Annotated in this window: 28 protein-coding genes; 13 read left to right on the top strand and 15 right to left on the bottom strand. The window is 70.0% G+C overall.

Translation table 11 applies throughout. The annotated features are described in order from the left end of the window. The first annotated feature begins 89 nt into the window (after positions 1 to 89). The 4 genes from OG788_RS02605 (at position 90) to OG788_RS02590 (ending at position 2,812) form a co-directional block, all read left to right on the top strand. Entirely contained in the window at positions 90 to 770 is a 681-nt protein-coding gene (locus tag OG788_RS02605) for an adenosylcobinamide amidohydrolase (RefSeq protein ID WP_406368854.1), read from the top strand. Positions 771 to 964: 194 nt separating this feature from the next. After that, positions 965 to 1,276, top strand: a complete 312-nt coding sequence (locus OG788_RS02600; protein ID WP_406368853.1) for a cupin domain-containing protein — start codon at positions 965 to 967, stop codon at positions 1,274 to 1,276. A 367-nt stretch (positions 1,277 to 1,643) separates the two neighbouring features. Then, positions 1,644 to 2,162 (top strand): hypothetical protein, encoded by a 519-nt coding sequence (locus OG788_RS02595; RefSeq protein ID WP_406368852.1) that lies wholly within the window; start codon positions 1,644 to 1,646, stop codon positions 2,160 to 2,162. Positions 2,163 to 2,680: 518 nt separating this feature from the next. After that, entirely contained in the window at positions 2,681 to 2,812 is a 132-nt protein-coding gene (locus tag OG788_RS02590) for a hypothetical protein (RefSeq protein ID WP_406368851.1), read from the top strand. 267 nt (positions 2,813 to 3,079) lie between these two features. On the opposite strand, the gene OG788_RS02585 is transcribed toward OG788_RS02590, so the two are convergent. Beyond that, a complete protein-coding gene (locus OG788_RS02585) occupies positions 3,080 to 3,745 on the bottom strand; it encodes a TMEM175 family protein (protein WP_406368850.1) in 666 nt (221 codons plus the stop codon). Positions 3,746 to 4,195: 450 nt separating this feature from the next. On the opposite strand from OG788_RS02585, the gene tnpA reads away from it, so the two are divergent. Further along, a complete protein-coding gene (gene tnpA / locus OG788_RS02580) occupies positions 4,196 to 4,450 on the top strand; it encodes an IS200/IS605 family transposase (protein ID WP_406368848.1) in 255 nt (84 codons plus the stop codon). 37 nt (positions 4,451 to 4,487) lie between these two features. Further along, entirely contained in the window at positions 4,488 to 5,699 is a 1,212-nt protein-coding gene (locus tag OG788_RS02575; RefSeq protein WP_406368847.1) for an RNA-guided endonuclease InsQ/TnpB family protein, read from the top strand. A 26-nt stretch (positions 5,700 to 5,725) separates the two neighbouring features. On the opposite strand, the gene OG788_RS02570 is transcribed toward OG788_RS02575, so the two are convergent. Together OG788_RS02570 and OG788_RS02565 are read right to left on the bottom strand one after the other, a co-directional pair. After that, positions 5,726 to 6,049, bottom strand: coding sequence for a hypothetical protein (locus OG788_RS02570; RefSeq protein WP_406368846.1), 324 nt, complete (start codon positions 6,047 to 6,049; stop codon positions 5,726 to 5,728). A gap of 409 nt (positions 6,050 to 6,458) precedes the next feature. Next, a complete protein-coding gene (locus OG788_RS02565) occupies positions 6,459 to 6,908 on the bottom strand; it encodes a spore-associated protein (protein WP_351555937.1) in 450 nt (149 codons plus the stop codon). A gap of 456 nt (positions 6,909 to 7,364) precedes the next feature. Here OG788_RS02565 and OG788_RS02560 point away from each other — a divergent pair, with 456 nt between their 5' ends. Together OG788_RS02560 and OG788_RS02555 are read left to right on the top strand one after the other, a co-directional pair. Next, a complete protein-coding gene (locus tag OG788_RS02560; protein WP_406368845.1) occupies positions 7,365 to 7,976 on the top strand; it encodes a dihydrofolate reductase family protein in 612 nt (203 codons plus the stop codon). A 351-nt stretch (positions 7,977 to 8,327) separates the two neighbouring features. Beyond that, positions 8,328 to 8,822 (top strand): pyridoxamine 5'-phosphate oxidase family protein, encoded by a 495-nt coding sequence (locus OG788_RS02555; RefSeq protein WP_406368844.1) that lies wholly within the window; start codon positions 8,328 to 8,330, stop codon positions 8,820 to 8,822. Positions 8,823 to 8,884: 62 nt separating this feature from the next. On the opposite strand, the gene OG788_RS02550 is transcribed toward OG788_RS02555, so the two are convergent. Further along, positions 8,885 to 9,223: a nuclear transport factor 2 family protein gene (locus OG788_RS02550; RefSeq protein ID WP_406368842.1), complete on the bottom strand. Its 339-nt coding sequence runs from the start codon at positions 9,221 to 9,223 to the stop codon at positions 8,885 to 8,887. A 368-nt stretch (positions 9,224 to 9,591) separates the two neighbouring features. Here OG788_RS02550 and OG788_RS02545 point away from each other — a divergent pair, with 368 nt between their 5' ends. After that, positions 9,592 to 11,640 (top strand): calcium-binding protein, encoded by a 2,049-nt coding sequence (locus OG788_RS02545; protein ID WP_406368841.1) that lies wholly within the window; start codon positions 9,592 to 9,594, stop codon positions 11,638 to 11,640. Between the two features lie 105 nt (positions 11,641 to 11,745). Next, positions 11,746 to 12,696 (top strand): alpha/beta hydrolase, encoded by a 951-nt coding sequence (locus OG788_RS02540; RefSeq protein WP_406368840.1) that lies wholly within the window; start codon positions 11,746 to 11,748, stop codon positions 12,694 to 12,696. A gap of 192 nt (positions 12,697 to 12,888) precedes the next feature. Here the strand turns inward: OG788_RS02540 and OG788_RS02535 are convergent, their stop codons facing one another. From OG788_RS02535 to OG788_RS02490, 10 genes are all read right to left on the bottom strand, one after another. After that, the gene (locus OG788_RS02535) at positions 12,889 to 13,554 is read right to left on the bottom strand and encodes a hypothetical protein (protein WP_406368839.1); all 666 of its coding nucleotides are present in this window, start codon (positions 13,552 to 13,554) and stop codon (positions 12,889 to 12,891) included. Between the two features lie 154 nt (positions 13,555 to 13,708). Further along, on the bottom strand, positions 13,709 to 15,265 hold the full coding sequence (locus OG788_RS02530; protein ID WP_406368838.1) for a carboxylesterase/lipase family protein: 1,557 nt from the start codon (positions 15,263 to 15,265) through the stop codon (positions 13,709 to 13,711). Positions 15,266 to 15,285: 20 nt separating this feature from the next. After that, on the bottom strand, positions 15,286 to 15,924 hold the full coding sequence (locus tag OG788_RS02525; RefSeq protein WP_406368837.1) for a GPP34 family phosphoprotein: 639 nt from the start codon (positions 15,922 to 15,924) through the stop codon (positions 15,286 to 15,288). 114 nt (positions 15,925 to 16,038) lie between these two features. Continuing rightward, complete coding sequence (locus tag OG788_RS02520; RefSeq protein ID WP_406368836.1) at positions 16,039 to 16,698, bottom strand: response regulator; 660 nt, start codon at positions 16,696 to 16,698, stop codon at positions 16,039 to 16,041. After that, positions 16,695 to 17,864, bottom strand: coding sequence for a sensor histidine kinase (locus tag OG788_RS02515; RefSeq protein WP_406368834.1), 1,170 nt, complete (start codon positions 17,862 to 17,864; stop codon positions 16,695 to 16,697). Before OG788_RS02515 ends, OG788_RS02520 begins: the two co-directional genes overlap by 4 nt. A 322-nt stretch (positions 17,865 to 18,186) precedes the next feature. Beyond that, on the bottom strand, positions 18,187 to 19,278 hold the full coding sequence (locus OG788_RS02510) for an AAA family ATPase (protein ID WP_406368833.1): 1,092 nt from the start codon (positions 19,276 to 19,278) through the stop codon (positions 18,187 to 18,189). After that, positions 19,275 to 19,913, bottom strand: a complete 639-nt coding sequence (pnuC, locus tag OG788_RS02505; protein ID WP_406368832.1) for a nicotinamide riboside transporter PnuC — start codon at positions 19,911 to 19,913, stop codon at positions 19,275 to 19,277. Before pnuC ends, OG788_RS02510 begins: the two co-directional genes overlap by 4 nt. Positions 19,914 to 20,234: 321 nt before the next feature. Beyond that, positions 20,235 to 21,449, bottom strand: coding sequence for a glycoside hydrolase family 3 N-terminal domain-containing protein (locus tag OG788_RS02500; RefSeq protein WP_406368831.1), 1,215 nt, complete (start codon positions 21,447 to 21,449; stop codon positions 20,235 to 20,237). 284 nt (positions 21,450 to 21,733) lie between these two features. Next, complete coding sequence (locus OG788_RS02495) at positions 21,734 to 21,871, bottom strand: hypothetical protein (protein ID WP_406368830.1); 138 nt, start codon at positions 21,869 to 21,871, stop codon at positions 21,734 to 21,736. 128 nt (positions 21,872 to 21,999) lie between these two features. After that, positions 22,000 to 22,581 (bottom strand): dihydrofolate reductase family protein, encoded by a 582-nt coding sequence (locus OG788_RS02490; protein ID WP_406368829.1) that lies wholly within the window; start codon positions 22,579 to 22,581, stop codon positions 22,000 to 22,002. Positions 22,582 to 22,742: 161 nt separating this feature from the next. Between OG788_RS02490 and OG788_RS02485 the strand changes: the two genes are divergently transcribed. The 3 genes from OG788_RS02485 to OG788_RS02475 all read left to right on the top strand — a co-directional run bounded on the left by OG788_RS02485 (position 22,743) and on the right by OG788_RS02475 (position 25,307). Continuing rightward, a complete protein-coding gene (locus OG788_RS02485; protein WP_406368828.1) occupies positions 22,743 to 23,756 on the top strand; it encodes a sigma-70 family RNA polymerase sigma factor in 1,014 nt (337 codons plus the stop codon). Positions 23,757 to 23,938: 182 nt separating this feature from the next. Next, positions 23,939 to 24,262: a hypothetical protein gene (locus OG788_RS02480; protein WP_406368827.1), complete on the top strand. Its 324-nt coding sequence runs from the start codon at positions 23,939 to 23,941 to the stop codon at positions 24,260 to 24,262. A 211-nt stretch (positions 24,263 to 24,473) separates the two neighbouring features. Continuing rightward, a complete protein-coding gene (locus OG788_RS02475; protein WP_406368826.1) occupies positions 24,474 to 25,307 on the top strand; it encodes a hypothetical protein in 834 nt (277 codons plus the stop codon). A 311-nt stretch (positions 25,308 to 25,618) separates the two neighbouring features. Here OG788_RS02475 and OG788_RS02470 read toward each other — a convergent pair whose 3' ends face one another. Beyond that, entirely contained in the window at positions 25,619 to 26,047 is a 429-nt protein-coding gene (locus tag OG788_RS02470; protein WP_406368825.1) for an ADP-ribosylglycohydrolase family protein, read from the bottom strand. Between the last annotated feature and the right edge of the window lie 672 nt (positions 26,048 to 26,719).

Genomic DNA, 26,719 nt, shown 5'->3' with positions numbered 1-26,719 from the left:
CCCCTGGTACGGCAGCGGCGGGCGCACTACGGCGCGGTTGGCCGCGCGTAGGATCAGGCCCGTCCCCGCCCTGCAAGGAGTTCTGCCCGGTGACTGTCGTCATCCCGCCACCCCGCCCCGCGGCCGGTCTGCTTCCTGTGCAGCGGCTCACGCGCATCGAGGAGGGCGAGCGGCTGGGCGCCCTGCTCTGGCCGGCGGGCGCCGGATGGCGGATGGTCAGCAGCGCGGTCCTCGGCGGCGGCATCGAGGAGCGAGCCTGGGTCCTGAACGCCCAGGTCTCCCACGGCTACCGGCGCACCGACCCCGCCCGGCACCTGGCCGAACTGGCCGCTGCCGTCGGTGCGCAGGGGCCGGGGGTCGGACTGATGACGGCCGCCGATGTGACCCTCCACGGCAACGCCCGCGACAGCGGTGTCGAGGCGGTCGTCACGGCCGGACTGGGGGTGAGGGGGTGGGCCGCATCCCCGGCTGATGGCGTACTCCTGCCTGTCGCGCCGGGCACGATCAACATCATCGCCGCGCTTCCCGTCGCACTGAGTGACGCTGCGCTGGTCAACGCCGTGAGCACCGTTACGGAAGCCAAGGTGCAGGCCCTGCTCGATGCCGGATACGACTGCTCCGGCACACCCACTGACGCCGTGTGCATCGCCGCGCGCAGCCCGCGTCCCGGGGAGGAGCTGCAGGCCTTCGCCGGGCCCCGCTCGCTGTGGGGTGCCCGTCTCGCCAGGGCCGTGTACTCGGCCGTACGCGCGGCCGCCGCCGACGCGTGATCCGGCCTGTGGCACGAAGGCAACGCGGCGATACCCCGTTGGAGCTCGGGTTGGGCCCGAGGGAGGGCCGGGACGTAAGGTCGGGCAGGCAGGGATGATCAACACGCGGACGCCTGATGCGGACCGCCTCCCACACCGGTCGGCCGTCTTGGCGTGCGGGTGACGGAACCACAGAGCAGGGACGAGGTACTTCCATGCCGACGGCCGCGCAGCCGACCCTTCAGTACGAGGACGCACAGATCCGCGTCACCCGCTGGGACTTCGAGCCCGGTACCGCCACCGGCCACCACTTCCACGCGCACGACTACGTGGTCGTCCCCGTGACCGACGGGCTCATCCGCGCGCTGACCCTCGACGGGAGCGGCACCGACTCCGTACTGAAAGCGGGCCAGTCCTACACCCGCCCGGCGGGCGGCGCCCATGACGTCGTCAACATCGGCGACGCCCATCTCGCCTTCGTCGAGCTCGAACTCAAGCACACCGCCCCCACTGCTCCACCTGCTTAGGTTGGGTGTCGGGTGGGGCCCGGCGGGTCCGGCCGGTGTGGAATGCCGGGCGTCGTACGGCTGATGGCGCGGTCCCCGTACCGGTCTTCGGTGTGTGTCGCTGTCGGACCGGTGGGACGCTCAAGACGGCATGGCCGCGGTTCACCACCACCCGAGTCACCACCACCCGAGGCGGCACGATCCACTGCGCCGAGCCTCGCCTCACGAGCCGCGGTCGGACCGAGGAGCCGGACTTGAGCAGCCACGAGGGACCAGCCCAGCCGAGGCGGAGAACAACAAGGCCCTGGCAGTGCAACCATTGGCATCCCGAGGATGTCTCTCCTAGTGAAATCGTCTGTCCCCTTCACCAGGAACATCTGGGGGCGTCATGCACCATCACCGATCCCGTGCGGCCATCGTCGCGGGCATCCTTCTCACCGCCGTCGGCACCACAGTCCCCGCCTCCGCAGCGGCCGTGCAGACGGAGACATCCGCGAAGGCTCCGCCGTCCGCGCGCATCGTCAACGCCCGGTGGGCCGGGCACTGCACCTACGACCGGCTCGTCATCGACGTCCGGGGCACCGCCCCGCACGTCAGCGTGAAGCCGGCCAAGACACTTCGCTACGATCCCTCCGGGAAGAAAGTCCCCCTTGCGGGGAAGTACTTCCTGGACATCAGGCTCTCTCCCGCGGTCGCCCACGACACCGCGGGCAATTCGCTCTACAAGGGCCCCCGACTGGTGAAGATCCAGTTGTCCAAGCTCAAGGGTCTCGCCCTGACCGGAGACTTCGAAGGGGTGGTCTCCTTCGGAACCGCGTTCCAGACCAAGCCCACGTACAAGGTCTTCAAGCTGCACAGCCCCGAGCGCGTGGTCCTGGACTTCAACCACGCCAACCGTTGCCGGTGAGTGCCGGCCGTCACTGAAGTGGCCGCCGCCCCTGTGGGGCGGCTGACATGGACTGGACTCGGGCGTCGATTCCCGACTCGGTGTCGATCGTCCCGAGTCCAGTACGTTCCGCACGCCCGCGCCTGCACGCCCGCGCTCCGCCGTGCCCTCACCCTGCCGCGCGGGCAGGTTGGAACCGGCTGAGGCTCACTCGTAGGCGGCGCGTACTGCGGGTCACGTACTGCGGGTCACGGCCCGCTCGGCCAAGACCGCGAGTCCGCCCCGCCCCAGGCCGGCAGGCCCTGCCCCGGATCCGCACCGACATCAGCCCGCCGGCAATACCCGCTCCCAGCCCCCTCCGCCGTCGCCCGCGAACCTGACCTCCGTCCGTGAGCCGCTGTGCTGGCCACCGTGTACGGGGGAGACTTCGCTCATGAGCACCAGGCGACGCCTCCTTGGCACCGGTCCGAGCACCACCACGACCACGGCGACGACGGACCCGGGATCGCGGCTTCTGCCCGCCGAACGAGTCGAGCCGGATGTGCCGTCGCAGGAAGTTCCGCAAGACAGCGACCAAGACCGGAAGGGCCGACGGAATCTGGGCCCGGGCGTCGAGCAAGGTCCAGGCCGGTGAGGTCTGGCCCGGATTCCTCGGCGCGCTCGGCCTCTGAACGCGTCCCTACGGCATGGGGACTCGTGGGCCGCCTCGTCGTGGAGAGGGCGTCGCCGCGTTGTCGGTGAAGCGGTGGTGGTCTCCGTCGAGTTGCCGACCGCCGGGGGCAGGTGCCAGGGCGGGCCGGACGGTGTCCGGGTCCGGCAGACGTGCACGGTGATGTGGAGATGGCAGTCCTCGGCTCGGCCAAGTCCGCGGCGCCAGTGCGACTGCCGTCGGGCCTCGAGCTCCTTCTCCGAACGGCCACATGCGGCACGGCCCATTGCTACCGCCCGGTCTGGGGCGCCTCCTCGTCGTTCTCGTGCCCGTGACCGGCCCGCAGGCGGGAGATGAGTGGTCCGCCGTAACTGGCGGCCAGCGGTGCGAGGAACCACAGAACGTAGGCGTAGGGGAACACCCAGGCGAGACCGAGGCTCAGGACGAACCAAAAGCCCACCGCCCACGAACCGTTGGCGTGTCTACGGGCTTCCGCGACGTCGCCGATGAGGAGACCGGCATCCGCCGAGACCTCCTTCAGGGCGACCTCGCAGAAGATGATGCCCGCCATCGTGCCTGCGAAGAGGGTCTGGGCCATCGGATTGGTGATCGCGGACCCGATGACGGCCGTCGGGAACGGCAGGAAAGCGACCAGCAGCAGGAACGGCGCATGCCAGAGCGCGAAGGTCCTCGACAGCACGCGGATCCGGTCCATCACCTGGTGGTGACGGCGCCACACCGACCAGAGGAGGACGAACGCCAACGCGAACGCCAAATAGTCGCTGCGCTGGTCCACCAGGAAACGTCCCAGGGCAGCAGCAGACGCCAGCTCCTCCTCGTCCGGACGCTCCAGTTCCACGGCCAGCAGCGTCATCGCGATGGCGAAGATCGCGTCCGTGAAGAAGGCCAGCCTTTCGGGCGAGAGCCCGGGCTCCGGCCGCACATCCTCGGTCATCCGAACTCCCAGAAGTCGAGATCGTGGACTTGATCCTAGGGAGTGCCGACGCATGCGTTCCTGAGCTCGCCGGGGCTCTGCCCCGCTCGACTGACCTTGAACTCCCGCTGTCGGTCGGATCGTGGTGTGCTGCGGATCGGAGCCCGATGGACGCCGGGCGTTCGGGATCAGAACCGTGGCTGCAGCCAGCGGCGCGCAGCGGCCAGGGTCACCTCGATGTCGTCGCTCCATCAGGACCTAGCGAGGGGACCCGCGCCTTTAGGCGTGGGGGGAATCGCTTCTCAGTGCTGCTCCGACCTCAACTTTGTCCACGGATCTGCCCTGTCGGCCTCGGGGTATCGATATCAGCCGATATTTGATACATGCCGTGCACATAGCGGTGATTGTGGCTGTGCCCGGGATGGTTCGCCGGTATTCTGGCGGTGTGTAGGACGTGGGGCTGCACGTGGTGTGGTGAAGTACCGCCGCCGGGTTTTCGGCGGCCGTGCCGCCGTCCGGCTGCGGGAGCTGACCGAGGCGAATGCGGTGGAGAAGGGCTGGGAGATCATCGCCCTCGAGGTAATGCCCGATCACGTGCACTTGTTCGTCGAGCACGAGCCGAAGGCGTCCGTGTCGTACGTGGCGAACCGGTTCGAGGGGTTCACCTCCCGCGTGCTGCGGGACGATTTCCCGCACCTGCAGTCACAGATGCCCGCCCTGTGGTAACGGCCCTGGAAGAAGAAACAGAAGGAGGACGCCGGGCGTGCGCCGCGCGTACAAGTTCCTCCTGCGCCCCACCGTCCGCCAGAGCGCCGCGCTCGGTGAGATGCTGCGGGATCACTGCTCGCTGTACAACGGTGCGTTGCAGGAGCGACGGGACGCCTACCGGCATGTCTCGAAGACCTCGGTGAAGTACGGCGGCCAGTCTGCCCAGCTCAAGGACATCCGGGCGTTCGACCTTGAGCGTCAGGGACGCTGGTCTTTCTCCTCCCAGCAGGCCACGCTGCGCCGTCTGGACAGGGCGATGCAGGCGTTCTTTCGCCGCGTCAAGGCCGGCGAGAAGCCGGGCTACCCCCGCTTCCGGGGCGTGAACTGGTTCGACACCGTCGACTTCCCGAAGGACGGCGACGGCTGCCGCTGGGACTCCACCCCCCACGACCCGGTCACCCGGGTACGCCTCCAGGGTGTCGGGCACGTCCGCGTGCACCAGCACCGAGCGGTCAGGGGCCGGGTCAAGACAGTCAGCGTCAAGCGCGAGGGCCGTCAGTGGTACGTCGTCCTGGCCTGCGACGAGGTACCTGCCGAACCCCTCCCGGCCACGGGCGCGGTGACCGGCATCGACATGGGCGTCGCCCACTTCCTGACCACATCCCAGGGCGAGCACATCGCCAGCCCCCGCCACGGCCGGCGCAACGCCGAGGCCCTCGCCGACGCGCAACGGGCACTCAAGGCGTTCCCACGCCGCAAGCGGGAGAACCGCACGGCCCAGCACCGCCGGGCCGTGGAGAAAGTCGCCCAACTGCACCGCAAGGTCAAACGGCAGCGCGCCGACCACGCCCACAAGGCCGCGCTCGCACTGGTCCGCACCTACGATGCGATCGCGCACGAACGCCTGAGCATCGCGAACATGGTCCGCGCACCCAAGCCCGAGCCCGACCCGCAGAACCCCGGCACGTTCCTCCCGAACGGCGCCGCGGCGAAGGCCGGGCTGAACAGGAGCATCCACGACGCGGGTTGGGGGGTGTTCCTGGGCATCCTCGCGCACAAGGCTGAAAGCGCCGGTCGTCGACTGATCCCCGTGGACCCCCGCAACACCTCCCGCACCTGCCCCGCATGCGGGCACGTGTCCGGCCAGAACCGCGTCATACAGGAGAAATTCCAGTGCACCCGGTGCGGGCACACCGCCAACGCCGATCAAGTCGGTGCGCTGAACGTCGCTGTCAGGGCCGGGCTGGTCCTTCCCGACGTGGCCTAGCCACCGACAGGAGAAGCCCCCCGAATTTATCCGGGGGAGGAGTCACGAACAGACTTCCAGCCGCGACGCGACAGGTAGCCGCCCTGCGTAAAGACCAGGACCTCCCCGGGGCACTCGCCGGCCGCGGTGACGAGCTGTGTTTCGGCCGCCACGACAATGCCGGGGCCGGTGGGCGCGGGCTCCACCTCGCACGTCTCGAGTTCGAAATAGGCGGTACCGCACCCGCACGTACAGCGTGCTCGCACGCAGAGGTGCGGAACCTGCCTGCGGAGCGCGGCATGAACCGGAGTGTCCCCGCTCAGGACTGCCGCGAGTACGGCGGCCACGTCGGCAGGCAGGCTCTCGGTCATGCCGTCACCGTATCTGACCAGCGGCTTCCGGCCTCGAACCTGCCTTGCTCACCGGCCTTCGGCCGACCAGCGTGTTCGCGTCTCCAGGACCTGGCCGGTGTCAACGTGGCAGTAACCTCTGGTGAGTTCAGGTCGGGAGGGTCAAGTGGGCAGCCGGAAGACCTGATCAAGTCCGCGTTCGTATCGATGAGTTCCCGGCCACGACGGGAAGGCCGACGGAGTCTCGGACTTGTCTCGTCGCTGCGCTCGCCCTGGCAGAGCTCGGTGAGTCTGCCAGGGCGAGTCGGGCCAGTACGTTCCCGCACACGGTCATCGGGTTGTAGGCCCGGGCCCGATGACCGTCGGCTCTCTGCACCCGGGCGAGGGGAGAGGGCGGCGCGGGAGCGTGCCGGCCGGGAGGAGCGTCAGGTCAGCGGGTGAAGGTGACCCGCTGCTCCTTGAAGGCGCCGCAGTTGGAGCCGGACACCTGGGTGTACACGTTACTGATGTGGCCGCCCCAGTCGACGCAGTGGCCCTTGCCGTACACGTAGGCCGGTCCTGCGTACGAGGTGTACTGCCCGTAGTCCTCGTCGCCCACGCCGGTGTCGGAGACGTAGATCCAGGTGGACATGTCCAGGACGGTGCCGGGGTTCTTGCGGATGGTCGCGACGCAGTTCTTGCCGTTCGACGCGTTGTACGTCAGGTAGACGGTGCCCAGTGAACCGATGGGGGCAGAGTTCACCGTCTTGTAGGCGCTTCCGCAGACCTTCTGCGGCGTGGTGTTGGGTGCCGCCGAGGCGGGCGCCGCCAGAGCGGTCGTGGCCCCCACTGCCAGGGCGCCTAAGGCGGCAGCCGTGAGGACAGAGCGGTTGAATCGCATATTTCCCCCTTGTGATCTTTGGAGATGTTTGCTCCTGCCTTATGTGACCCACGGGGCAGCGGAACGGTTGTGCAGGGTCCGCAAAATATGTGAGGCCCGAGCGGCATCCGCACGGGGGCGTCCGCATGATGTTGTGCGGAGGCCGAAGCGGCCGCTCGCCCCACCTGGTCGCGCTGGTGCGACCCGAGCCCGTTTCGAGCGTGGTGTCCTCGTCCAGCAAGCAGACGGCCGCGGCCTGACACGGGCGGATCGGCTCACGACCGGCTCGACGCGACCTCGTGCCCCCGCGACCTCGTGCCCCCGCCGCACAGTGACGGTTGCAGGCGCATGGGCAACGCCGTTCGTGGCGGGCGGCGACCTCCCGCGCGAACGGAACCCCGTCGGCCACACTGAGTTCATGGAACATGTCGGCCAGGTGCCGGCCCCACCGCTCGACCGGAGACTCGAGGAGAACCCGTGGGCACAGTGATCATGCACGACGTGGTGTCGGTGGACGGCTTCATCGCCGACGACAACGACGACGTCGGGTCACTCCACGATTGGTACTTCAACGGGGACACTCCGATCACCGAAGGCGGCGACCAGGAGTTCGATCATTCGGGAGCCGGAAGTCCTTTCAAGATGTCGAGTGCATCGGCGGAGTACGTCCGCCCGATGTGGGAGGCGATCGGCACGATCGTGATGGGTCGCAAGCTGTTCGACCTGGTGAACGGCTGGGAGGGTCATCCGCCCGCAGGCGACCACGTGGTCGTGGTGTCCCATCGGCCCAAGCCCGAGGGGTGGCACCCCGAGGCGTCCTACCATTTCGTCGACGGCGTGACAGTCGCGATCGACAAGGCCAAGGAGCTCGCCGGGGAGCGAACCGTCGCTGTGAACGCCGGTGAAGTGGGCAGCCAGATCCTCGCTGCCGGCCTCGTGGACGAGGTGGCGATGGACGTGGTGCCGGTGGTGTTCGGATCGGGCAAACGCTACTTCGGCGGCATCGACGGGAAGCTTCTACTGGATGATCCGCACGTCGTCATCCAGGGCGACCGGGTGCTCCACCTGAGGTTCAAGGTCAGCCGATAGAGGTTCGGTGCGGCTGTCCGGTGGGACGGTTCCTTTCGAGACGTCGCCACGGCTCTCCGGCCTCCAAGCAGCGATCGCCTGCGACGACGGTCGCGCGCTCACGCGCCAGAAAGCCTGAGCGCGCCGAGAGTTGATTCCCCCACGCGTATCCGGCGAAGTACACGGCATCGAGAGCATCCCGGCGGGAGTTGCGGCAGAGTTCGCCGCGGCTCCACGGCGAAGGCGGCGTGGGCGTTTGCGACGGGCCTTGATCAGGTCGTCACGACGGGACTCGATCCGAGCGTCGCCTCGGTCGAGAACGGAGCGCCGGTCATCGTCTACGGATCGTCAAACAGCGAAGGAGTTCCTGCCGTGACACACGACGACCTGGCGGCCCACGCGCGGGCCATCATCGACGCGAATCTGTACTTGATCCTGGGCACGGCCGACCTGGATGGCCGCCCATGGACCTCCCCGGTCTACTTCGCCCCGGCAGGCGACCGGGAGTTCTACTGGCTCTCCGCCACCGACGCCCTGCACTCCCGACACCTCGCCGAGCGCCCGCAGGTGAGCATGGTCATCTTCGATTCCACCGTCGCGCCCTACCACGGCCGCGCGGTGTACGCGATCGGGGAGGCGCGCGAGCTGTGGGGGAGTGACGTCGACCGCGCGCTGGAGGCCTATCCCCGGTCCGACGGTGAAGGCGTCACACCTTTCACACGACAGGAGGTGACCGCACCGTCCCCGTATCGCCTTTACCGGGCGAGGGCATCGCACCTGTGGGTCCTGTGTCCCCGGGAACCCAGGCAGCCGTGCCCGCTCCATGGGCTCGCCAAGGACCACAGAACCCTCGTACCGGCGACATGACCCGCGCCAGGCGGTGTCCTCCGCCGAGGCCCTGACCGATACCGATTCATAGGGGGGCTTGCTCATACCTTGCCTCCGAAGAAGACCTGCACCTCCTGGATGAGTCCGTCCCGAACGGTGATCGCCTCGACGTTGCGGTGCCTGTCGCCCGTCGTGAGCTCGTACTCGTAGTAGACGAAGACGAGCTCCTCGCTTGCGGGGGTGACGTGCAGCAACCGCTGCTCCTGCAGCCGGCCGGCAGTCGGGAAGCACCGCTCGAAGAAGGTCGCCTTGTCGATGTGGTCGTCCTGTGGACTGGTGAACGAGAAGCCATCGGCGTAGAGAGGGAAGGCCGCGTCGCGGTCCTGTGACCTGTAGTACCGAAACGCCGCCTCGACGATGCTTGTCGGGCTGCCGATCATTGGGTCTCCTCGTTCTCCTCGTTCGGACGGTTGGCCCTGTTCTGCCACCGTATAGCCACGGATCGGACCGAGGGGCCGCACGGATGCGTCGTTCGGCCCGGCACCGGTCCCGGTCTTGGCGCTCGGCCGTCGGTAGCAAGGGGCGGGGCGCCCCTGAGATCCCCCGCGGACGGCCCGACGGGACCCCTGACCAGTGATCGTCACGGGCGGCCGCAGGACGCGGCAGATCGTCACGAACCGTGCCCCGCACAACGGCGTGCGGGCCGTGCTGACCACGCTCACCCGCGCGGATGGAATTCTGCGTCCGGTGAGTGCAAAGCCGCTCGTGGTGTCCGTCCGTGTGTGCGAACGACGGAAGGCTGTCGCACATGCTCACACCTCATGTGCGACCAACGCGGCGGCCGTACCGCGAACGCCGCGGGTCCGTCATGGCCCGCGCCGGTACTGTCGCGGCCACCGTCCTGGCCCTTGTCCTGACCCTTCCGGGTACCGCGATGGCGGCCCCGGGCGACCTGGATCCCACCTTCAGCGGTGACGGCAAGGTACTCACCGGCTTCGCCGACGACGATCGCGCGGGCGACGTGGCCGTGCAGTCCGACGGAAAGATCGTCTCTGTCGGCGCTTCCGCCGACTACTCGGTGGTGGAGAGCCGCTTCGCGCTGACCCGCCACAACGCCGACGGCACCCCGGACGCCGGCTTCGGTGGCGACGGCACAGTGACGACCCCCATCAACAACATGGACCCGGACCTCCAGTGGAGCGAGGCCAACGCCCTGGCTCTGCAGCCCGACGGCAAGATCGTCGTTGTCGGCAGCAGCTGGCGGGGGTACGAGAACTGCTGCTGGTTCACAGTGGCTCGGTACAACACCGACGGGACGTTGGACTCCGGTTTCGGCGGCGGTGACGGCAGGGTGTTCACCGACTTCGGAGGTCCGGACGAGGCTCGGGACGTGGCGGTGCAGCCCGACGGCAAGATCGTGGCCGCCGGCTTCGGCGGCGGCGGGGTCGCCCTGGCCCGCTACAACGCCGACGGCTCCCCGGACACGGGCTTCGGCGGAGGCGACGGCCAGGTGAGCAGCGACCCGGCCCCGGAGCTGCCGGAGGAGGGCGGCGACGGGCGCGCCCTGGTGCTCCAGTCCGACGGCAGGATCGTGGTCGGGGGTCAGGTCGGGACGACCCGCTTCGACTTCGTTCTTCTTCGCTACACCACGAACGGCACCCTGGACACGAGCTTCAGCGGCGACGGCATCGAGCGCACCGACTTCGGCGACTACGAGTCCGTGGAGGGGCTCGCGATGCAGCCCGACGGCAAGATCGTCGCAGCGGGCGGCAGCGGCGGCAGTTTCGCCCTGGCCCGCTACACCGCGAACGGCACCCTGGACACGAGCTTCGACGGCGACGGCAGGGTGCTCACCCCCGGTGGCGGGGCCGCGGACGTGAAGCTCCAGCCGAGCGACGGCCGGATCGTCGTCGCCGGGAGCAGCGGGCCCGGCGGAAACTTCGCCGTCCGGCGGTACAACCCCGACGGCAGCCAGGACAGCGGCTTCGGTACCGGAGGCGTCGCGACCGCGGACTTCGGCGGCAGCGACGCGGCCCGTGGGGTGGCCCTCCAGTCCGATGGCAAGATCGTCACCGCCGGCGGGGGCGGACCGGACAACTCCTTCGCCCTGGCCCGCTTCGAGGGTGGCGGAAGTGCACCGCCGCCACCGGCCGGCGTGGACCTGTCGGTGACGAAGTCCGGGCCCGCCACCGTCAGCATCGGTGACCGGCCCACCTACAGCGTGCGGGTGACCAACAACAGCACCACGGCCTCAGCCACCAACGTCTCCCTGTCCGACACCCTCAGCGGCGTCGCCGTCTCGGTCGTCTCGGCGACCACCAGCTCGGGGACCTGCACCACCACCGCCGGCGGTGCGAGCTGTTCCCTGGGCACCCTCGCCGCCGGAGCCGCTGCCACGGTGACGGTCGCCGCCGAACCCCGGGCCACCGGCACCCTCACCGACCGGGCCACGGTCAGCGCCACGCAGACCGACCCGAACGCCGGCAACAACACCGCCACGGCGACCACCACGGTCAACAACGCCCGCGGCTGCACCCGCGTCGGCACCAGCGGCAACGACACCATCACCGGCACCTACGGGAACGACGTGATCTGCGCGCTCGGCGGTGACGACACCGTCGACGCGAGCTACGGCAACGACACCGTCCACGGCGGGTACGGGAACGACCGCCTCGACGGCGGCTACGGCAACGACACCCTCAACGGAGGCCCCGGCAACGACAATCTGATCGGCAACTACGGCACCGACAACCTCAACACCGTCGACAGCGTCTCCGGCAACGACACCGCCAACGGCGGCTTCAACACAGACACCTGCACGACGGACGCGGGGGACATCCGCATCAGCTGTCCCTGACCCGCACCACACATCCACGGCAGCCGGCCCCGCACCACGACGTGCGGGGCCCGCGCCCGCTCGTCGAGCCCCCTCGCCTCATCCCCGGATGGCATCCTGGCCCGCATGGCCGAACCGATGGACCCCTCGCTCGCCGATGCCGAACTGACCGCCTTTATCGCGGCTGTTCGACAGGACCCCGGGCCTCCTGCCCGTGCCATGGGCGCGGCGGAGTTGCGGCGTGCGCAGCGACTCCGCGCCGAAGCCCGGCCGCTGGGCCCCGAGGTTGCCCACGTGGAGGACATGACGGTCGGCTCGGCTGCCGTGGGGGCCCGCCTCTACCGGCCTTCGGCGGCGTGCGGGGCGCTGGTGGTTTTCCTTCATGGAGGGATGTGGACGATCGGCGATCTGGAGTCGCACGATCGGGCATGCCGCCGATTGGCGCTCCATGCGGACACGGCCGTGCTGAACGTCGACTTCCGCCGGGCTCCGGAGCACCCGTGGCCGGCTGCGGTCGACGACTGCGTGGATGCCATCCGGTGGGCAGCGTCCGGCGGAGTCTCCAGCGCCGGGATCACCGGCCCGACCGTCGTCATGGGTGACAGTTCCGGCGGTAACCTCGCCGCGCTCGCCTGCCTGCGCCTGCGCGACGAAGGCGGACCGCTGCCGGCCGCCCAGATCCTGGTGTATCCCAACACCGATCTGACACTCTCCTGTCCCAGCACGCGGTCGAAGGCCACGGGCTGGGGCCTGACGAGCGACGACGTCGCGTGGGGGGCCGGGCAATGGGTCCCAGACCCGGCCCGGCGCGCCGACCCCGAGGTCAGCCCGCTGTACGCCGCAGACCTGGGCGGGCTGCCGCCCACGGTGGTCGTCACAGCGGAGCACGATCCGCTTCGGGACGAGGGCGACGCCTATGCCACTCGGCTGGCGGCCGCGAACGTTCCCGTCAGACACCGCTGCGAGACCGGGATGGTTCACGGATTCCTCACCCTCGACACCCTGTCTCCCGCCGCCGCGGCGGCCGGAGACAGGGTCTTCGGGGACGTCACCGACATGCTCGACCACGCCCGCTGAGGCCCCGTCAAGTACCGGCGAACTGGGCGCGCTCGGCCAGGACACCGCAGGCTTCACCAGCACGTCATGCCCGGCCACTTCACGGCCGAGGACGACCCGGAGCTGATCGCCGCCGAGATCCGTGCCCTCACCGACCGCCGACAACAGGTGTGACCGGCCGGCACCGTCGTGGGCTGGTCCGCCTGGGCGGTGTCAGGGCCGCAGGGCGGGTGAGACGGCGGGGGCGCGGCGGGTGGCGCTTCGGTGGGCCGAGATGCCCAGGGCGAGCATCCAGTAGCTGAACAGGGCGCCCATCAGGGCGGTCGTGCCCCAGCCGTTCGCCGCGTAGAAGTGCGAGGGAGTGTTGCCGAAGAACAGGGACGGCACGAAGACCAGGTTCGCCCCTGCCAGGACGTAGGCCGTGCGGCCGGTCCAGCGGGGCAGCAGCCTCGCACGCGTGATCCCGTAGCCCACGGCGGTCAGGAAGAACGCGAGCAGGAGGCGGCCGACGGTCCCGTAGAGGACGTACGTTCCGCTGACCGTGATGGTCGGGTCGATCCGGTGGTCGGCGGCGATGACCGCGCCGGCTTCCAGCCCGCTGGAGACCAGGGTGATCGTCGCGTAGACCAGTCCGGTGGCGAAGGCTGCCGTGCCGACCCACTCGTAGGCGGGGGCCGCCGCCTTGACCAGTTCGCGGAAGACCGTGACGAACACGATCAAGAACGCCAGCGCGAGGATTCCGATCAACAGCCTGGCGAGGACGTTCGCGTCCGGCGGCGGGCCGGAGTAGAGGAAGTACAGGGGTACTTCGACGATGAAGGCTGCTGCGGTGGCCATGCCGGCATAGCCCGTCAGGCGCCTGGCGACGGTTTCGTTCATGGCTGTCCCCCTGAGGTTCGTGTGATGGGCTTCTCGCCGGTCGGTGTCGGCGACGGCGATCCGTTGGTTTCGTTCACTCCTCGAAGTGCGGACGCGGCTCACCCCTGTCCGGGCGATGCCGGGCCGGCCGACGTGACGGGAGACCGCTCCGTGCTCACCCGAGCGTGTTCCAGAACGCGCAGTGGTGGCGGGTCTGCGCCGTGAGGGTGGGGACGATGTGGTCCGGCGCCAGGGACAGCACCGTCTGCCTCGACCAATGCGGCGAGGACGGGCCGTTCGGGTCGGCGGTGCCGGCGAAGCGGGTCCAGTAGTCGATCATGGTGTCGGCCAGCCGGTGCTGTGCCGTGGTCAGGTCGCGGGGGCGGCCGCCCAGATCGAAGAGATAGGGCAGTTCGCTCGCATGCGGTGCGCCGAGCGGGAAGGGCGGCGTACCTGGGGTGAGGGCCGGAGCGTGTTCGTCGGCGAACTCGTAGCGCCACAGAGGTACTTGAGCGGTGAGGAGGGCGTCGGTGCGTGCCGTCGGGCAGGCGAAGTCGGCGTCACCGATGACCGCGCCGAACACCGGGCCGCCGTCGGTGCGATGCACCGGGTACGCGCGGACGATCGCCTCCGCCTGTCCCGGCGCGGGGAAGAAGGACGCCACGACGTCGGGCCAGGTGTCCGCAGTGACAGGATGGCCGGCCTGGACGATCCCCGCGGCCCAGCCGTTGCCCTCGTCGCGATTGTTGCCGATGAGTACGGGGACCCGGTGAAAACGCCCGACGGTGATCGCCTTCGTGGGGTCGATCGGCAGCAACGGGGTGTTGTGTGCGGGCTGTTGATCGGTGTCCTGGGCCGCGAGCAGACGGGACACGTCCACGCGGCGCAGGCAGGTCAGGACATCGCGGCCTGAGCCGCAGCCGACCTTCGCCGCGAACTCCGCACCGTCGGCGCGGGCCGTGGACAGCGGGACGGAGGACGGGGCGAACGGCCGGTCCGGGCGGCCGGTGCACGGGCCGCTCTCGATGATCGCCCGGTCGAAGAGCCCCCAGGCGGTGGGGGAAACGAGCTGGGCGCAGACGCTGTAGCCGCCCGCCGACTCTCCGGCCAGCGTCACCTTGTGCGCGTCGCCGCCGAAGGCGCCGATCTCGGTGCGGACCCAGCGCAGTGCCGCCTGCTGGTCGGCCAGGCCGAAGGTGCCGGAGCCGGGCAGCCCGCGGTGCGTGAGAAAACCGAGTGCTCCCAGGCGGTAGTTGACGGTGACGACCACGACGTCACCGCGGGTGGCCATGCGGTGGGCGTCGTACGAGCTGCCCGCTCCCGTGGTGAACCCGCCTCCGTGCAACCACACCATCACGGGTCGGGGGCGTGCCGGGTCGGCGCCGTCGGGCGTCGTAATGTTCAGGTGGAGGCAGTCCTCGTCGGTGCTGCCACCCGGCACCTCGCCGGCCGGCTGGGGGCAGGCGCTCGCGGGCCTGGTCGCCTCCCGTACCCCGGGCCAGGGGACGGCGGGACGGGGCGGTGCCCAACGCAGCCGGCCGACCGGGGGCGCCGCGTAGGGGATGCCTTCGAAGGTGCGGTAGCCGCCGTGATCGGCGCCCCGCACCGTGCCGTCGTGCGTGCGTACCGTCAAGGTGGCGGGCCGGGCGGGCTGCATCGCGGACGCCGGGGCCCAGGCCGTCGCGAGTAAGGCGCTCAGGGCGCAGCCCAGAGCGGTCAGGGTGCGGTGCATGGTGATCGTCTCCCTCGTGGTCAGCTGCCGCCCATGCCGCCCTGCGCGGCGACCATGGTCATCGGCAGAGCGCGTACGGCCTTCTCCAAACCGGGCGCCAGGGCGGCGAGGCGTTGCGTACAGGCGTCGATACGCTCCCGGCAGGTCTTTCGGTCGTGCCGCGAGAGGACCGTTCGGACTCCGCCCGCCGCCGCCAGCGCCAACAGCGCGGCATCCGCGACGGGAATCTCCCGCACGGGGGTGTCCCCGTGCAGCGCCAGGGACACACGGGCGCGGACACCGGCGGGTACGGCGTGCTGCGTCACGGTCAGCCGCCGTTTGCCAAGGCGGGTGCGGGGGGCCTTCACGGCGAGGAGTCCCGCCGCAGCGAGCCGGTCCTCCACCTCCGTCAGGGTCCGCCTGCGGCGGCGGCGCACGAGGCGCTTCCAGCTGTGCCCGGCGCCGATGTCGCGCAGCACGCCGTCCAGGACGGGGGCGCCGGTCGGTTCCGCGCCGGACACGACGACCGTGCCGCCGTCCTCCTTCAGTCGGCCGCGCATCGCGAGGTCGATCAAGGCGGCGGCACGGACCAGCAACTCCGTCCGGGCACGGTCGTAGGGGCCCTCGGCCGCGTCGTCGTGGGCGAGCAGATACATGGTGCAGGCCAGGTCTTCGATCACACCTCGACGGTAGGGCCGGGCGTCCCGCTCACGGATCGGCCGCGGGAAGGGACCGGTGCTGGGAGCGCAGGAGGAGCGCAGCCCGGCCTCCTCCTCAAGGAGGAGCCCGGGCCGTCAGGGGCGGCGCGGTCGAACGAGACCGTGGTCGTAGGCGGCGACGACGGCTTGCACGCGGTCGCGCACGCCCAGCTTGCGCAGCACCGCGGTGACATGGTTCTTGACGGTGGCCTCCGACAGGCGTAGCCGCTCGGCGATCTCCGCGTTCGACAGGGCCTGCCCGATCAGGGTGAGCACCTCCCGCTCGCGGCCGGAGAGATCCCTCAGGGAGGGCGGTGGCGCGGGGTCGGGCGTGGTGCGCAGGAACCGATCGAGGACACGGCTCAGCACAGTCGGCGCCAGCAACGCGTCTCCGCGCGCGGTCACGCGGATCGCGTCGATGAGTTCACCCGGGCGGATGTCCTTCAGCAGAAAGCCGCTCGCCCCTGCCCTCAGGGCGTCGACGACGTGCGCGTCGACGTCCCAGGTGGTCAGCACGAGCACCCGGGCCCGGCCGCCGGACCGCGCGATCTGTCGCGTCGCCTCGATTCCGTCCATCACGGGCATGCGTACGTCCATCAGCACCACGTCGGGCGCCAGTTCGCACGTCAGCCTCACCGCCTCCCGGCCGTCCGCCGCCTCACCGACCACCTCGAGGTCCTCCCGCGCGTCGATGATCATGCGGAATCCGGTACGGACCAGCGCCTGGTCGTCGGCCACCACCACACGCAGCGTCATGAGGCACGCTCCATGGGCAGCCGCGCCGTCACCTCGAAGCCGCCTCCGGGCAGCGGACCGGCGCGCAGGCTGCCGCCCACGAGCCGTACGCGCTCCTTCATGCCCACCAGGCCGCGTCCCGCGCCCGTTGCGGGCGAAATGCTGTGCGTCGTACGTCCGTTGTCGACCACCCGCACCTCGACACAGTCCCTCTCGGCCGTCACGCGCACGCTCACCTCGTCGGCGTCGGCCGCGTGACGCAGTGTGTTGGTGAGGGCTTCCTGGACGATCCGGTACGCAGCCTGGTCCACCGTCGCCGGCAGCCCTCCGGTGGCGCCCCCGCGATGCAGGCGCACGGTCATCCCGGTGGCGCGCACGGTCTCGGCCAGCTCCTCCAAACGAGCGATCCAGGGCCCCGACTCCCACTGCTCCCCGGTCCCGCCCTCGTCCCCGTCCGGCCTGAACGCCCGCAGCAGCAGGCGCAGTTCGCCCAGGGCCGAGCGGGCGCCGGTCTCAATGGCCCGCAGTGCCTGACGGGCCTGCTCGGGCCGTTCGGCGAACACATCATCCGCGGCACCCGCCTGAATGACCATCACCGACAGGGTATGCGCCACGACGTCGTGCACCTCGCGCGCGATCCGCGCTCGCTCCTCCACCACGGCCCGTCGCGTCTCCGCCCGCATCCGCTCCCTCTGCGCCCTGCGCCATTGCCCCGCGGTCCACGCCAAAATCACCGTCAGCAGCCAGACCGTCGCACCGGCCGGGCCGCCCGCGCCGAACGCCGGCCACGCCGCCAGAGACATGGCCGCGAGCGCCCACACGGACACCCGTCGCGGCCGGGTGGCCGACACCACGCACAACGTGATCTGCGCCGCGAGCAGCGCCCCCGTCAAGGTCACCGCGGGCAGCAGCGCCCACACCGCCAGCCCCGTCGCCGCGTTCGCGGCGAGTACGGCGACCGGGGCGCGCGCCTGCCATCTCAGGGCACCGGCCTGGGCGAGGACCAGGGCCATGGCCACCGGCATCCGACGGACGTGGTCCGTACCGGCCACGGACACCGAGGTGCCGAGGACGGTGAGCACCAGACCGGCCGACCCCCACCACAGCGCCCGGGCCGCGCGGGGAGACAGCTCACCCCGGGCTTCCCCGGCGAAGGCGTCGCTCGGCTGTTCACTGCTGCGGCTCACGGTTCGACCTTACCGAGGGCGTGAGCGGCTCCTCGCGGACACCGCAGGGAACGGCGGCGGTGCTGAGCCGGGCAATGGATGGGATGCCGGGCTCCTGACCCTTTGTCTTCGGTTCCAGGTCGCAGTCCTGCCGCCGCATTGAGTTGCCGGCACGAGAGACGGACACGTGCCGGCCGGGCCGGTCGCCGGCACTCCATCCGATCGTCAGCGTCGGATCACAGCACGCAGGGCAGCGCGGGCACGGTGAGCACGGTGAGCACGGCCAGGTCGACGGTGACCGTGAACGGCTCGTACGCGGACGGGTCGTACGGGGCGTCGGCTGTCACCGGTGTTCCGGGAGCGGGTCGTTGAAGTGCCAGCCCTCGGCGAGCAGGCCGTCCACCGCTGCCACGGCGCTGCGCAGCCGCTCCTCGGGGCTGCCGGTGACCAGTTGGAACCGGCGGCCGGTGCGCTCCAGTTCCTGCTGGAACCGGCCGGTCATCCACGGGCGCAGGTGCGGGCCGTCGCGCAGGCCGTCGTCCTCGAAGGGCACGCCCTCGTGGTCGGTGAGCAGGTAGAGGTGGCGTTGGGTGCGGGCGGCGACGGCGGCCACCTCGGGGCTGGGCGCGCCGAGGTAGCGCTCGTGCCAGATCGTGGTGGCGAAGGAGTCGGTGTCGCAGAAGAGCACGGGGGAGCCGCCGCGGGCTGCCCGCTGTTCGTCGGCGTCCTGGCGGCGGGCGATGACGGGGAACTCCGCGGAGGTGAATTCGGCCTCCGCCCAGTCGGCTCCGGGGTCGGTGGCCCGCAGGGCGGCCAGCTTCTCCTCGCTGTACGTGCGGCCGTACTCGGGCACCCAGTTGGTGTCCGTCCAGATGCCGCCGCGCGCGCGGAAGTGGGCGGTCAGCGCCCGGGAGAGGGTGGTGGTGCCGGTGGACTCGGCGCCGAGCACGACCACGCGCCGGGCGAGGGCGGCGCGCACGCCCGGGCCGAGGAACTCCCAGCAGCCCACCGGGTCCTTGCGTACGGCCGTGCCGGAGACGGGGTACGTGCTGCGGTCGGGGTCCACGCGGACCTCGGCTGCGCCGAACCGGCGGGCGAGCTCGGTGCCGTACGACTCGGAGGTGAACACGGCGTCCACAGGCTCCGGGACGGCGGTGCGGAACACCGTCATGTGGGCGTCCCACACCGCGGGGTCGTGCAGGTCGACCGGGTGGTCGTCGACGGCGCCGACGACCACGGCCCCCGGGTGGGCCTCGCGCATCCACGCCACCCGGTCGGCGAGCGGCACCGACTCCACGGAGGCGGCGCAGACCAGGACGGTCAGCCGCTCGCACTGCGCGAGGGCGGTGCGGACGAGGTGGTGGTGGCCGGCGTGCGGCGGATAGAACTTGCCGAGCACCAGGCCGTGCCGGTACGGGCGGGTGGCGGCGCTCACGCGGGCACCGCCGTGGCGGGGCGGGAGGCGGCGGCCGCGAGGGTGCGCCGCCAGCCGAGGAGGCCGGCCACGCACAGGGCGAGGAAGCCGATGTACAGCAGGGAGGTCAGGTACAGGCCCTTGTAGGCGTACAGCGGGATGTAGACCAGGTCGGCGGCTATCCACAGCCACCAGGACTCCAGCACCTTGCGGCACTGGCCGTAGGTGGCCGTCAGGGAGAGGGCGGTGGTGAGCGCGTCCCAGAAGGGGACGGTGGAGTCGGTGGCCCGGTCCAGCAGCAGGGTGAGGGCGGCGGTGCCCAGCACTCCGCCAGCGGCGAGCCAGGCCCATTCGGCACTTGTGGTGCGGCGAACCGGCAGGGCGCCGACGGTGGCGGGTCCGCCGCCGTGGGCCCAGGTCCACCAGCCGTAGGCGGCCAGCGCGATGAAGACGACCTGGAGGCCGGCGTCGGCGTACAGGCCGGCTTGGAGGAAGAGCACGATGAAGAAGACGTTGTTGGCAATGCCCACGGGCCAGTTGATGATGTGCTGGCGGGCCACCAGCCAGACACAGACAGCGCCGGTGGCGAAGCCGAGCGCTTCGGTCCAGCTGAGGTTCCAGTTCACGAACGACTCCCTTATGGTCAGTGTGACCATAAATGGAGCGGCCGGTGGAGAGCAAGAGAGAATCCCGCAGTACCTCGGGCAACCGCGGGCTGCGCGGAGTCAATCGGGCCGCGTCCGGCCCGGCGTCGGGCGGCTCGGCTCGGCGCTGACCGCGAACGCGCTGGGCAACGCGGTGACCGGCAAGCTGACGGTGGTGACCGACCCGCCGACAGCGATCGGATCGAGATGAACGCCAACCCCCACCGAGCCCACATCTCAAACGGCACCGGAAGGCTTCAGCAGCGGACCGGGCGAGCCGTGGAGACGATGTTCATCCGTAGGCCGGCTCGGCAACCTCCGCAGCGCCCCAGGTCAGCCGCAGGACAGCAGGCCCGCTTTCTGCTTGGCGTTCAGGATGCGATGGACGCTTCCATCCACCTGCTCACGGAACGTCGCGCTCTGCGTCATCCGGCTCCGTACCGCGTTGGTCATGGCCGGGATCAGGTTGGGTTCGACCGTCAGGACCACGTCACCGCCGGCCGACAGGAACTTGACCGCGCGGTCCCCCGGGGACACGGATTTCACCGCAACCGCGTTCCCGAGGTCGTCCGAGATCACCACGCCCTTGAAGCCCAGATCCTTGCGGAGCAGTCCCTGGATCACCGTCGAGGAGAACGCGGCCCGGTTGTTCGGGTCGATCTTGCTGTACGTGGCGGAGGAGATCATGACGAACGGCGCCCCGGCCTTGATACCGGAACCGAACACTGTGAGGTTCGCGCTGTTGCTCGTTGTCACGGTGTCCACGACGCCGGCCGTGGTGTCGGTGTTGCCACGGACGTAGCCGAGCCCCGGGAAGTGCTTGAGCGTGGCCAATACGCCGGACTCGGCGGAGCCCGCGAGGAACGCGTCACTGTGGGGGGCCACCGTGGCAGCGGTGTGGCCGAACTCGCGGTCGTAGCGACCGATCGGAGCGTTGGCCCGGCCCAGACTTTCCGGTACGACATCCGCGACGGGAGCGAGGTTCAGGTTCACACCGGCCGCCTTGAGCTCCTTGGCCCACACCGCGGCTTCACTGCGCAGCTTCGACGTCGTCCACGTTCCCTGGGTCAGAGCACTCGGGATGGTCGAGAACCCAGGGCCGGACAGCACCTGCACCTGCCCACCCTCCTGGTCGGTCGAGACGAGGAGGCCCACACGGTGCCCTGCCGCGCTGTCCGCCTTCGCCTGCAGACCATCGACAAGGGTCTTGGTCGCCGTCGTCCCGGCCTTGCTCCGTCCGGCCAGGAACACCGAGCCGACGTGGTACTGGCGCATGAGGTCGATCCGCTTGCTGTCCGGAGCGGACGGCGAGACCGATCCCATGAAGAGCTGACCGACCCGCTGTGGAACCGTCATCGCCCGGAAGGTCTTGTCGGCACACGTGTTCGACGCGAACTTGTTGGGCACCCCGGACGGATCGATAATCGCGGCCTGCGAGATCTGCACGCCTCCCACTCCCGCCACCGCGAGCGACAGTGCCAGCGCAGAGGCGAGCCAGACAGGACGCCTGATGCTGGAAGGGTGGGCGGGCGACTGGTGAGATGCCATGAAGATACTCCGGGGGTGCCTGCTCGGGCCGCTTGTATCTTGAGCGGATAGTCACTTGCCGTGTTCATTTTACCTGCGTGCGCACGTGCCGAGCCGGAGCATGCACCGAGGTTTCCGTAAGGGGGTCCCCGGCGCGCGCACGAGGGCCCGCGCCGAGCGGGGAGGGCAGCGCTCGACCAGGGCTCGTGCGCTCTCGGGTGGCGAGACGCCCTGGACTGTGCTCAGGGGGCGGTGGAGGACCTGACATCCGTTTCCGGTAGCGGCGGTGGGGGACCGAAGTCGGCTCAGCCCTCTGCACGTTCGACCGCGTCCTTGATGCCGTGCGGGGTTTCGCACAGACCGTCGTCGAACCGGCTCCCTTCGACGCGCTCGGTGTGCAGTTCGACGCTGAGGCGGGAGGTGCCCTCCTGGTTCTGTGTCACACATAGGTAGGCCCGCCCCAGCCAGAGAGGCTGGGACGGGCCTACCTATGTCTCCCCGCCTGACACCAGCGGCGACAGGCCGGAACCGGCGATCCGATTCGGCGCGGGCCGGGGGTGCCGGGGCGGCGTCAGGGCTGGACGAACTCGTACGTGAGGAAGGCCAGGCCGTCACCGATGGTCTTGCTGTCGACCAAGCGCATGGTCTTCTTGCCACCGGCCTCGCCGAAGAACCGCTCGCCGGCCCCGAGCACGACCGGGAACACGACCAGCCGCACCTCGTCGACGAGGTCGTGCTCGATCAGCGTACGCCCGAGGCGATAGCTGGCAGGGACGACGATTTCTCCGTCCAGCTCCTGCTTCAGCTTCGACACCTCGGTCACCACGTCACCCGTCAGAACCGTCGAGTTGTTCCAGCCGGGTTCTTCGAGGGTCGAGGACACGACGTACTTGGGCATGCTGTTCAACCGGTCCGCAAGCGCGCCACTCCGGGGCCGCCAGCGCACCCCGAAGAACTCGTAGCTTTTGCGACCCAGCAGCCATGCCTCGGCGCGTAGCGCCTCCTCGAGCGCGACCTTGTTCCACTCTTCGAGATCCTTGCCCCCGAACTGGACGAACCAGCCGCCCAGCTCGAAGCCCTCCTTACCGTCCGGGTCCTGGACCACTCCGTCGAGCGAGACGTTCTGCGGTCCGCTCATCACGATCTTTCCCATGACGATCCTCCTTCGCGCCGCCGGCGTTGTCGTCGGCCACACAGGTACAGGCGCCGCGGCGCGGGGAAACTGGGCCCCTGCCGACCGCCCAGTTCGCCCCTCGGCCGGCGCCTGTACAGGATGGAAGTGCGGCAAGGCGCGGGAAGAGGGTGACGGTGAGGATGGTGGCAGCCGATCTGATGGCAAGGGCGCAGGCCGGGGACGGGCAGGCGTTCCGGGAACTGACGGAGCCCTACCTTCGAGAGCTGCAGGTGCACTGCTATCGCATGCTCGGGTCCTTCGAGGACGCTGAGGACGCTCTCCAGAACACGCTGCTGACCGCCTGGCAAAGCCTCGGCGGGTTCGAGGGACGCGCCTCGCTGCGCACCTGGTTGTACCGGATCGCCACCCACCGGTGCCTCGACGAGCGTCGCGCGGCCAGTCGGCGCCCGGCCAAGGAGTGGGGCGTGGACGTGGCGGACGAATGGCCCGAGCCGAGCCGGCTCGGCGAGGTCGTATGGCTGCAGCCGCTCCCCGGTGCCCTCCTGGAGGGTACGGCCGACCTGCCACTCGGCCCGGAGGCCCGCTACGAGCAGACCGAATCCATCTCGCTGGCCTTCGTGACCGCCCTTCAGATCCTGCCTCCCCGCCAGCTCGCCGTGCTCATCCTGCGCGATGTCCTGGGGTTCCGGGCGAGCGAGGTGGCCGGCATGTTGGACTCGACCCTCGAATCGGTCAACAGCGCGCTCAAACGGGCCCGCGCCGGCCTGCGGCGTCGGCTGCTGCCGACCGCGGGGCACGCCCCGCCCCCAGCCGTCGGCTCGCCCGCCGAGGACGCGATCGTGGCGAAATTCGTCCAGGCGTGGGAGTCGGCCGATATGGGTGCGCTGGTGGCCCTCCTGACCGACGACGTCTTCGTGTCGATGCCGCCGATCCCCTTCGAATACAAGGGCCGAGATGTCGTGGCGCGGTTCTGCGGAGGCATCTTCGACGCCGGCCGCAGGTTCGACCTCGTCCCGTCGCGAGCCAACGGCCAGCCGGCATTCGGCGCCTACCTGCGTGCCCCCAACGGCGTCAGCCACGGGGTAGGCCTCTACGTCCTCACTCTCACAGGCGACCGGATCTGCGCCATGACCCGATTCGACAACAGCGTGCTCCCATGGTTCGGGCTGCCCCGATCACTCCCGAGCCGATAGTCGGATCTTCGCGCATGCGTCGGTCTTCCGGCGAAGTGCATCGACGCCCTGACCGGACCGCGGACGGCCGCGGCCGATGTTCCGTACGCCGAACATTGATGCGCCGGACCGCACCGAGCACCTCGGGCACGACGTGCGCGTCCCAGGGGAGCACTTGCCCGGCAGTCCCAGGACAACCGGTGATGTACGGCGCCTTCGGCGCGTTCGCCACGATCACGGCGACCGGCGACACGCCGTGCACCGACGCCACGTTCGGCGACCCGATCCCCGGCGAGTCGAAGAGCTGCTACACCGCCACCGGCGGCCCGGCCGGCTATGCCACGGCCTGCGCGGACGAAGGCGGGACGTGCGCCTTCAGCGGGCAGCGGACCGTCGCGTACGGCGCGCGGGGCAGCTTCGTGTACAAGGCGTTCACCGGCGGCACCGGCTGTACGTCGTCGGCGTTCGGCACGGATCCGCTGGCCGGCGTGCGGAAGGCCTGCTACCTCACCGGTCAACCGACCTGATTCGCTGACCTGCTGAACCGTGGCTTGGGCACAGGGAGAGTCCCGCGAAGGAGCGTGGAGTTCCCCTCAGGATTGGGGTACGTCGGTCTGGAGAGCTGCTAGGCAGGTGTCGCCTGATCGAGCTTTCTGTCACGTGAAGTCCTGGCGTGCGTCGCGGAGTTGCCGGGGGCCGCGGCCGGCCGCTCCACGCCGCCCGCTAGCATCCCTTCGCATGACGAGGCGGGGGTGGCGACTGGGTGCCGTGGCGGTGCTGGCGGCGATCTGCGTCTCCGGTCCAGGACGGCCGGAGGTCATCCGCACGGCGTCGGACCTCGGCTCCCTGCCTGCCGACCGTTACGGCTACACGCCGCAGGACTACCAGCGATGGCAGCGGGCATCGGCGTTGCTGGTCCGGCAGTGCATGGCGGAGCGCGGCCACCCGGACTTCCCGCTCGACCCCCGCTACCCCAGCGACCCCGTCGTCGCCACCGCAGTCAGCACCGACTACGGCGCCCTGGATCTCACCACCGCCCGCCGCTGGGGCTACGGCTGGGACCCGGCAAAGTCCCTGGCCCTCCGGCCGAAGGGCCGCCGGATGACCAACGCCGAGTATGCGGACTTCCCCGCCTGCAACGCCGATGCGAGCCGGCAGCTGATGCGCGGCATCGACCTCAAGCGGGACTGGCTCTACGCAAGTACACGGGCGATCGAGGTCGACAAGGCGGTCAAGCGCGACCCGCGCCTCCGCGCGGCATGGGATGTGTGGTCTCGCTGCGTGGCAGAACAAGGATTCACGCGCTATCCCGACCCCGTCGCGGCGTACACGGACACCGCCTGGCAGCGGGGCAGTGACGGCAACACCCGGCATACGCAGAGGGAGCGGGCCACCGCCGCCGCGGACGTCACCTGCAAGCGCCGCCACCATACGGCCGAGCTCTGGCACGCTGCACGGGCGCAGAAGCAGGCCGTGGACATTGCACGGCACCGCGACCGCTACGCCGCCGGACTGCAGGCGCTCCGGACATACCGGGCCACCATCTCCGAGGTGCTGCGGAAGCTCGGCTAGCGGGGCACCGACGCATCACTGCGCGCCCCACGTATTCCGTCACCCCGAGCACCGCATCTCGTCGGTGGTTCCCCTCACCTCCTGAAGAGCGCGACACCGGCGACAGCCCCCGCGGGTTCGGGGGCTGCCGGATCACTCCGGATCGGCCACTGCCTGTCACACGTACAGCCGCGGCCGGCTGCGATCAACCGATCGAGACCCCCGTTCGACGCGCATCCCTCAAGGTCGGAACGGCAACAGCTACTGAACACTGGTTCACAATGTTTGAGTTGGTCGGCCCCGTCTATCCAGCGCCCCTCTATCCAGTGCCCCTATCGGACAGCAGCGCGAGAATCCCAGCGGCTCCAGGCGGGGATGTTCTCGCGGGCCTGCCGCCAGGCGGCCGGGACGTCACCTGTGCCGGTGCGGGTCGCGACGATGCCTCCCGCGATTGCGCAGGTCGTAGCGCGGTCGCCCCACCCAGCGAGGGTCCGCCAGAGCGCCTCGGACAGGTCGTCCAGATGCCCTGCGGCAGACCACAGGGCGAACGGCACCGTGTCCGGAGCCGATATCAGCGTCCCCGAGCCCAACACGGACACCGCGTGGCGCACCGAAGTATGCGCGGGGAAGTTCGCGGCCACCAGAAGCCCGGAGCGGACGTCGCTGTCCGGGACGTGCGAGGCGACTCCTCGCAGGAACTCGGCGCGCGGCGGGGCGTCCTGACCCTCGCTGGAGGCGGCCAGCGCGGCGGCGACGGCCACGGCCACTGTACGGCCCGTCCATGCACGGTGTGCTGCGGCGCATCGACGAGGGCGAGGACTGGCAGGCCGTCACCACGGGGCAGTTCTCCCGACACTCGCCGGCAGCCGTCAGGTCGTCCCGGAACCAGGCCCCCAGCGGGGCAACTCTCATCGCGCCGCCGTTGCCGTAGGAACCCCCAGGACGAACGACATGGCCGAATCGTCCGTCCACGGCCATGGCACGGGACGCAGGTTCCGCGCAGCCCACAGTTCCTCCGCATTCTCACCGGAGCGCGTGAACCAGCGGTCACCGAAAGCGTCGCCCATCACGAGCCCGTCCAGGCTCGTCGGGTGCATAAAACGGCCAACGTCGTCAATGCCCTGCCGATGTCCTAGCAGGCCGGAGGCCGCAAGGCCTTTCAGGAGATCTGCAACGCCGCCGGGACACGGCCTGTGGCATCTTCGCGCGGGAATCCGGCGGGAGGGTCCCGGCCGGTTCGATTCAACGTCCGCCGTTCTCGGCTAAACATGAAAGACCTGGGACCTCATCGGCGGAGGAGAATTCGGGAGGCCGTATGAACTCCAGTTCTCCCACAGTTGTCCCTAGGGTTCTCCTTAGACATGTCCTTGGCTGTCAAAGCGTGCACGTCGACCATTGGGGATTCCCCTAGATCTGATCCACTGCAGCGGTGG

Source organism: Streptomyces sp. NBC_00647, assembly GCF_045207245.1.
Taxonomy (GTDB): domain Bacteria; phylum Actinomycetota; class Actinomycetes; order Streptomycetales; family Streptomycetaceae; genus Streptomyces.
The sequence above is the reverse complement of the archived record's forward strand: the minus strand, read 5'-3'. Positions and strand labels throughout refer to the sequence as shown.

Bases quoted from the DNA above. Each gene is read 5' to 3' on its own strand.
- OG788_RS02600 (WP_406368853.1), top strand. From the start codon at position 965: ATGCCGACGGCCGCGCAGCCGACCCTTCAGTACGAGGACGCACAGATC.
- OG788_RS02595 (WP_406368852.1), top strand. From the start codon at position 1,644: ATGCACCATCACCGATCCCGTGCGGCCATCGTCGCGGGCATCCTTCTC.
- OG788_RS02590 (WP_406368851.1), top strand. From the start codon at position 2,681: ATGTGCCGTCGCAGGAAGTTCCGCAAGACAGCGACCAAGACCGGAAGG.
- OG788_RS02585 (WP_406368850.1), bottom strand. From the start codon at position 3,745: ATGACCGAGGATGTGCGGCCGGAGCCCGGGCTCTCGCCCGAAAGGCTG.
- OG788_RS02570 (WP_406368846.1), bottom strand. From the start codon at position 6,049: ATGACCGAGAGCCTGCCTGCCGACGTGGCCGCCGTACTCGCGGCAGTC.
- OG788_RS02565 (WP_351555937.1), bottom strand. From the start codon at position 6,908: ATGCGATTCAACCGCTCTGTCCTCACGGCTGCCGCCTTAGGCGCCCTG.
- OG788_RS02550 (WP_406368842.1), bottom strand. From the start codon at position 9,223: ATGATCGGCAGCCCGACAAGCATCGTCGAGGCGGCGTTTCGGTACTAC.
- OG788_RS02545 (WP_406368841.1), top strand. From the start codon at position 9,592: ATGCTCACACCTCATGTGCGACCAACGCGGCGGCCGTACCGCGAACGC.
- OG788_RS02540 (WP_406368840.1), top strand. From the start codon at position 11,746: ATGGCCGAACCGATGGACCCCTCGCTCGCCGATGCCGAACTGACCGCC.
- OG788_RS02535 (WP_406368839.1), bottom strand. From the start codon at position 13,554: ATGAACGAAACCGTCGCCAGGCGCCTGACGGGCTATGCCGGCATGGCC.
- OG788_RS02530 (WP_406368838.1), bottom strand. From the start codon at position 15,265: ATGCACCGCACCCTGACCGCTCTGGGCTGCGCCCTGAGCGCCTTACTC.
- OG788_RS02520 (WP_406368836.1), bottom strand. From the start codon at position 16,698: ATGACGCTGCGTGTGGTGGTGGCCGACGACCAGGCGCTGGTCCGTACC.
- pnuC (WP_406368832.1), bottom strand. From the start codon at position 19,913: ATGGTCACACTGACCATAAGGGAGTCGTTCGTGAACTGGAACCTCAGC.
- OG788_RS02500 (WP_406368831.1), bottom strand. From the start codon at position 21,449: ATGGCATCTCACCAGTCGCCCGCCCACCCTTCCAGCATCAGGCGTCCT.
- OG788_RS02490 (WP_406368829.1), bottom strand. From the start codon at position 22,581: ATGGGAAAGATCGTGATGAGCGGACCGCAGAACGTCTCGCTCGACGGA.
- OG788_RS02485 (WP_406368828.1), top strand. From the start codon at position 22,743: ATGGTGGCAGCCGATCTGATGGCAAGGGCGCAGGCCGGGGACGGGCAG.
- OG788_RS02480 (WP_406368827.1), top strand. From the start codon at position 23,939: ATGTACGGCGCCTTCGGCGCGTTCGCCACGATCACGGCGACCGGCGAC.
- OG788_RS02475 (WP_406368826.1), top strand. From the start codon at position 24,474: ATGACGAGGCGGGGGTGGCGACTGGGTGCCGTGGCGGTGCTGGCGGCG.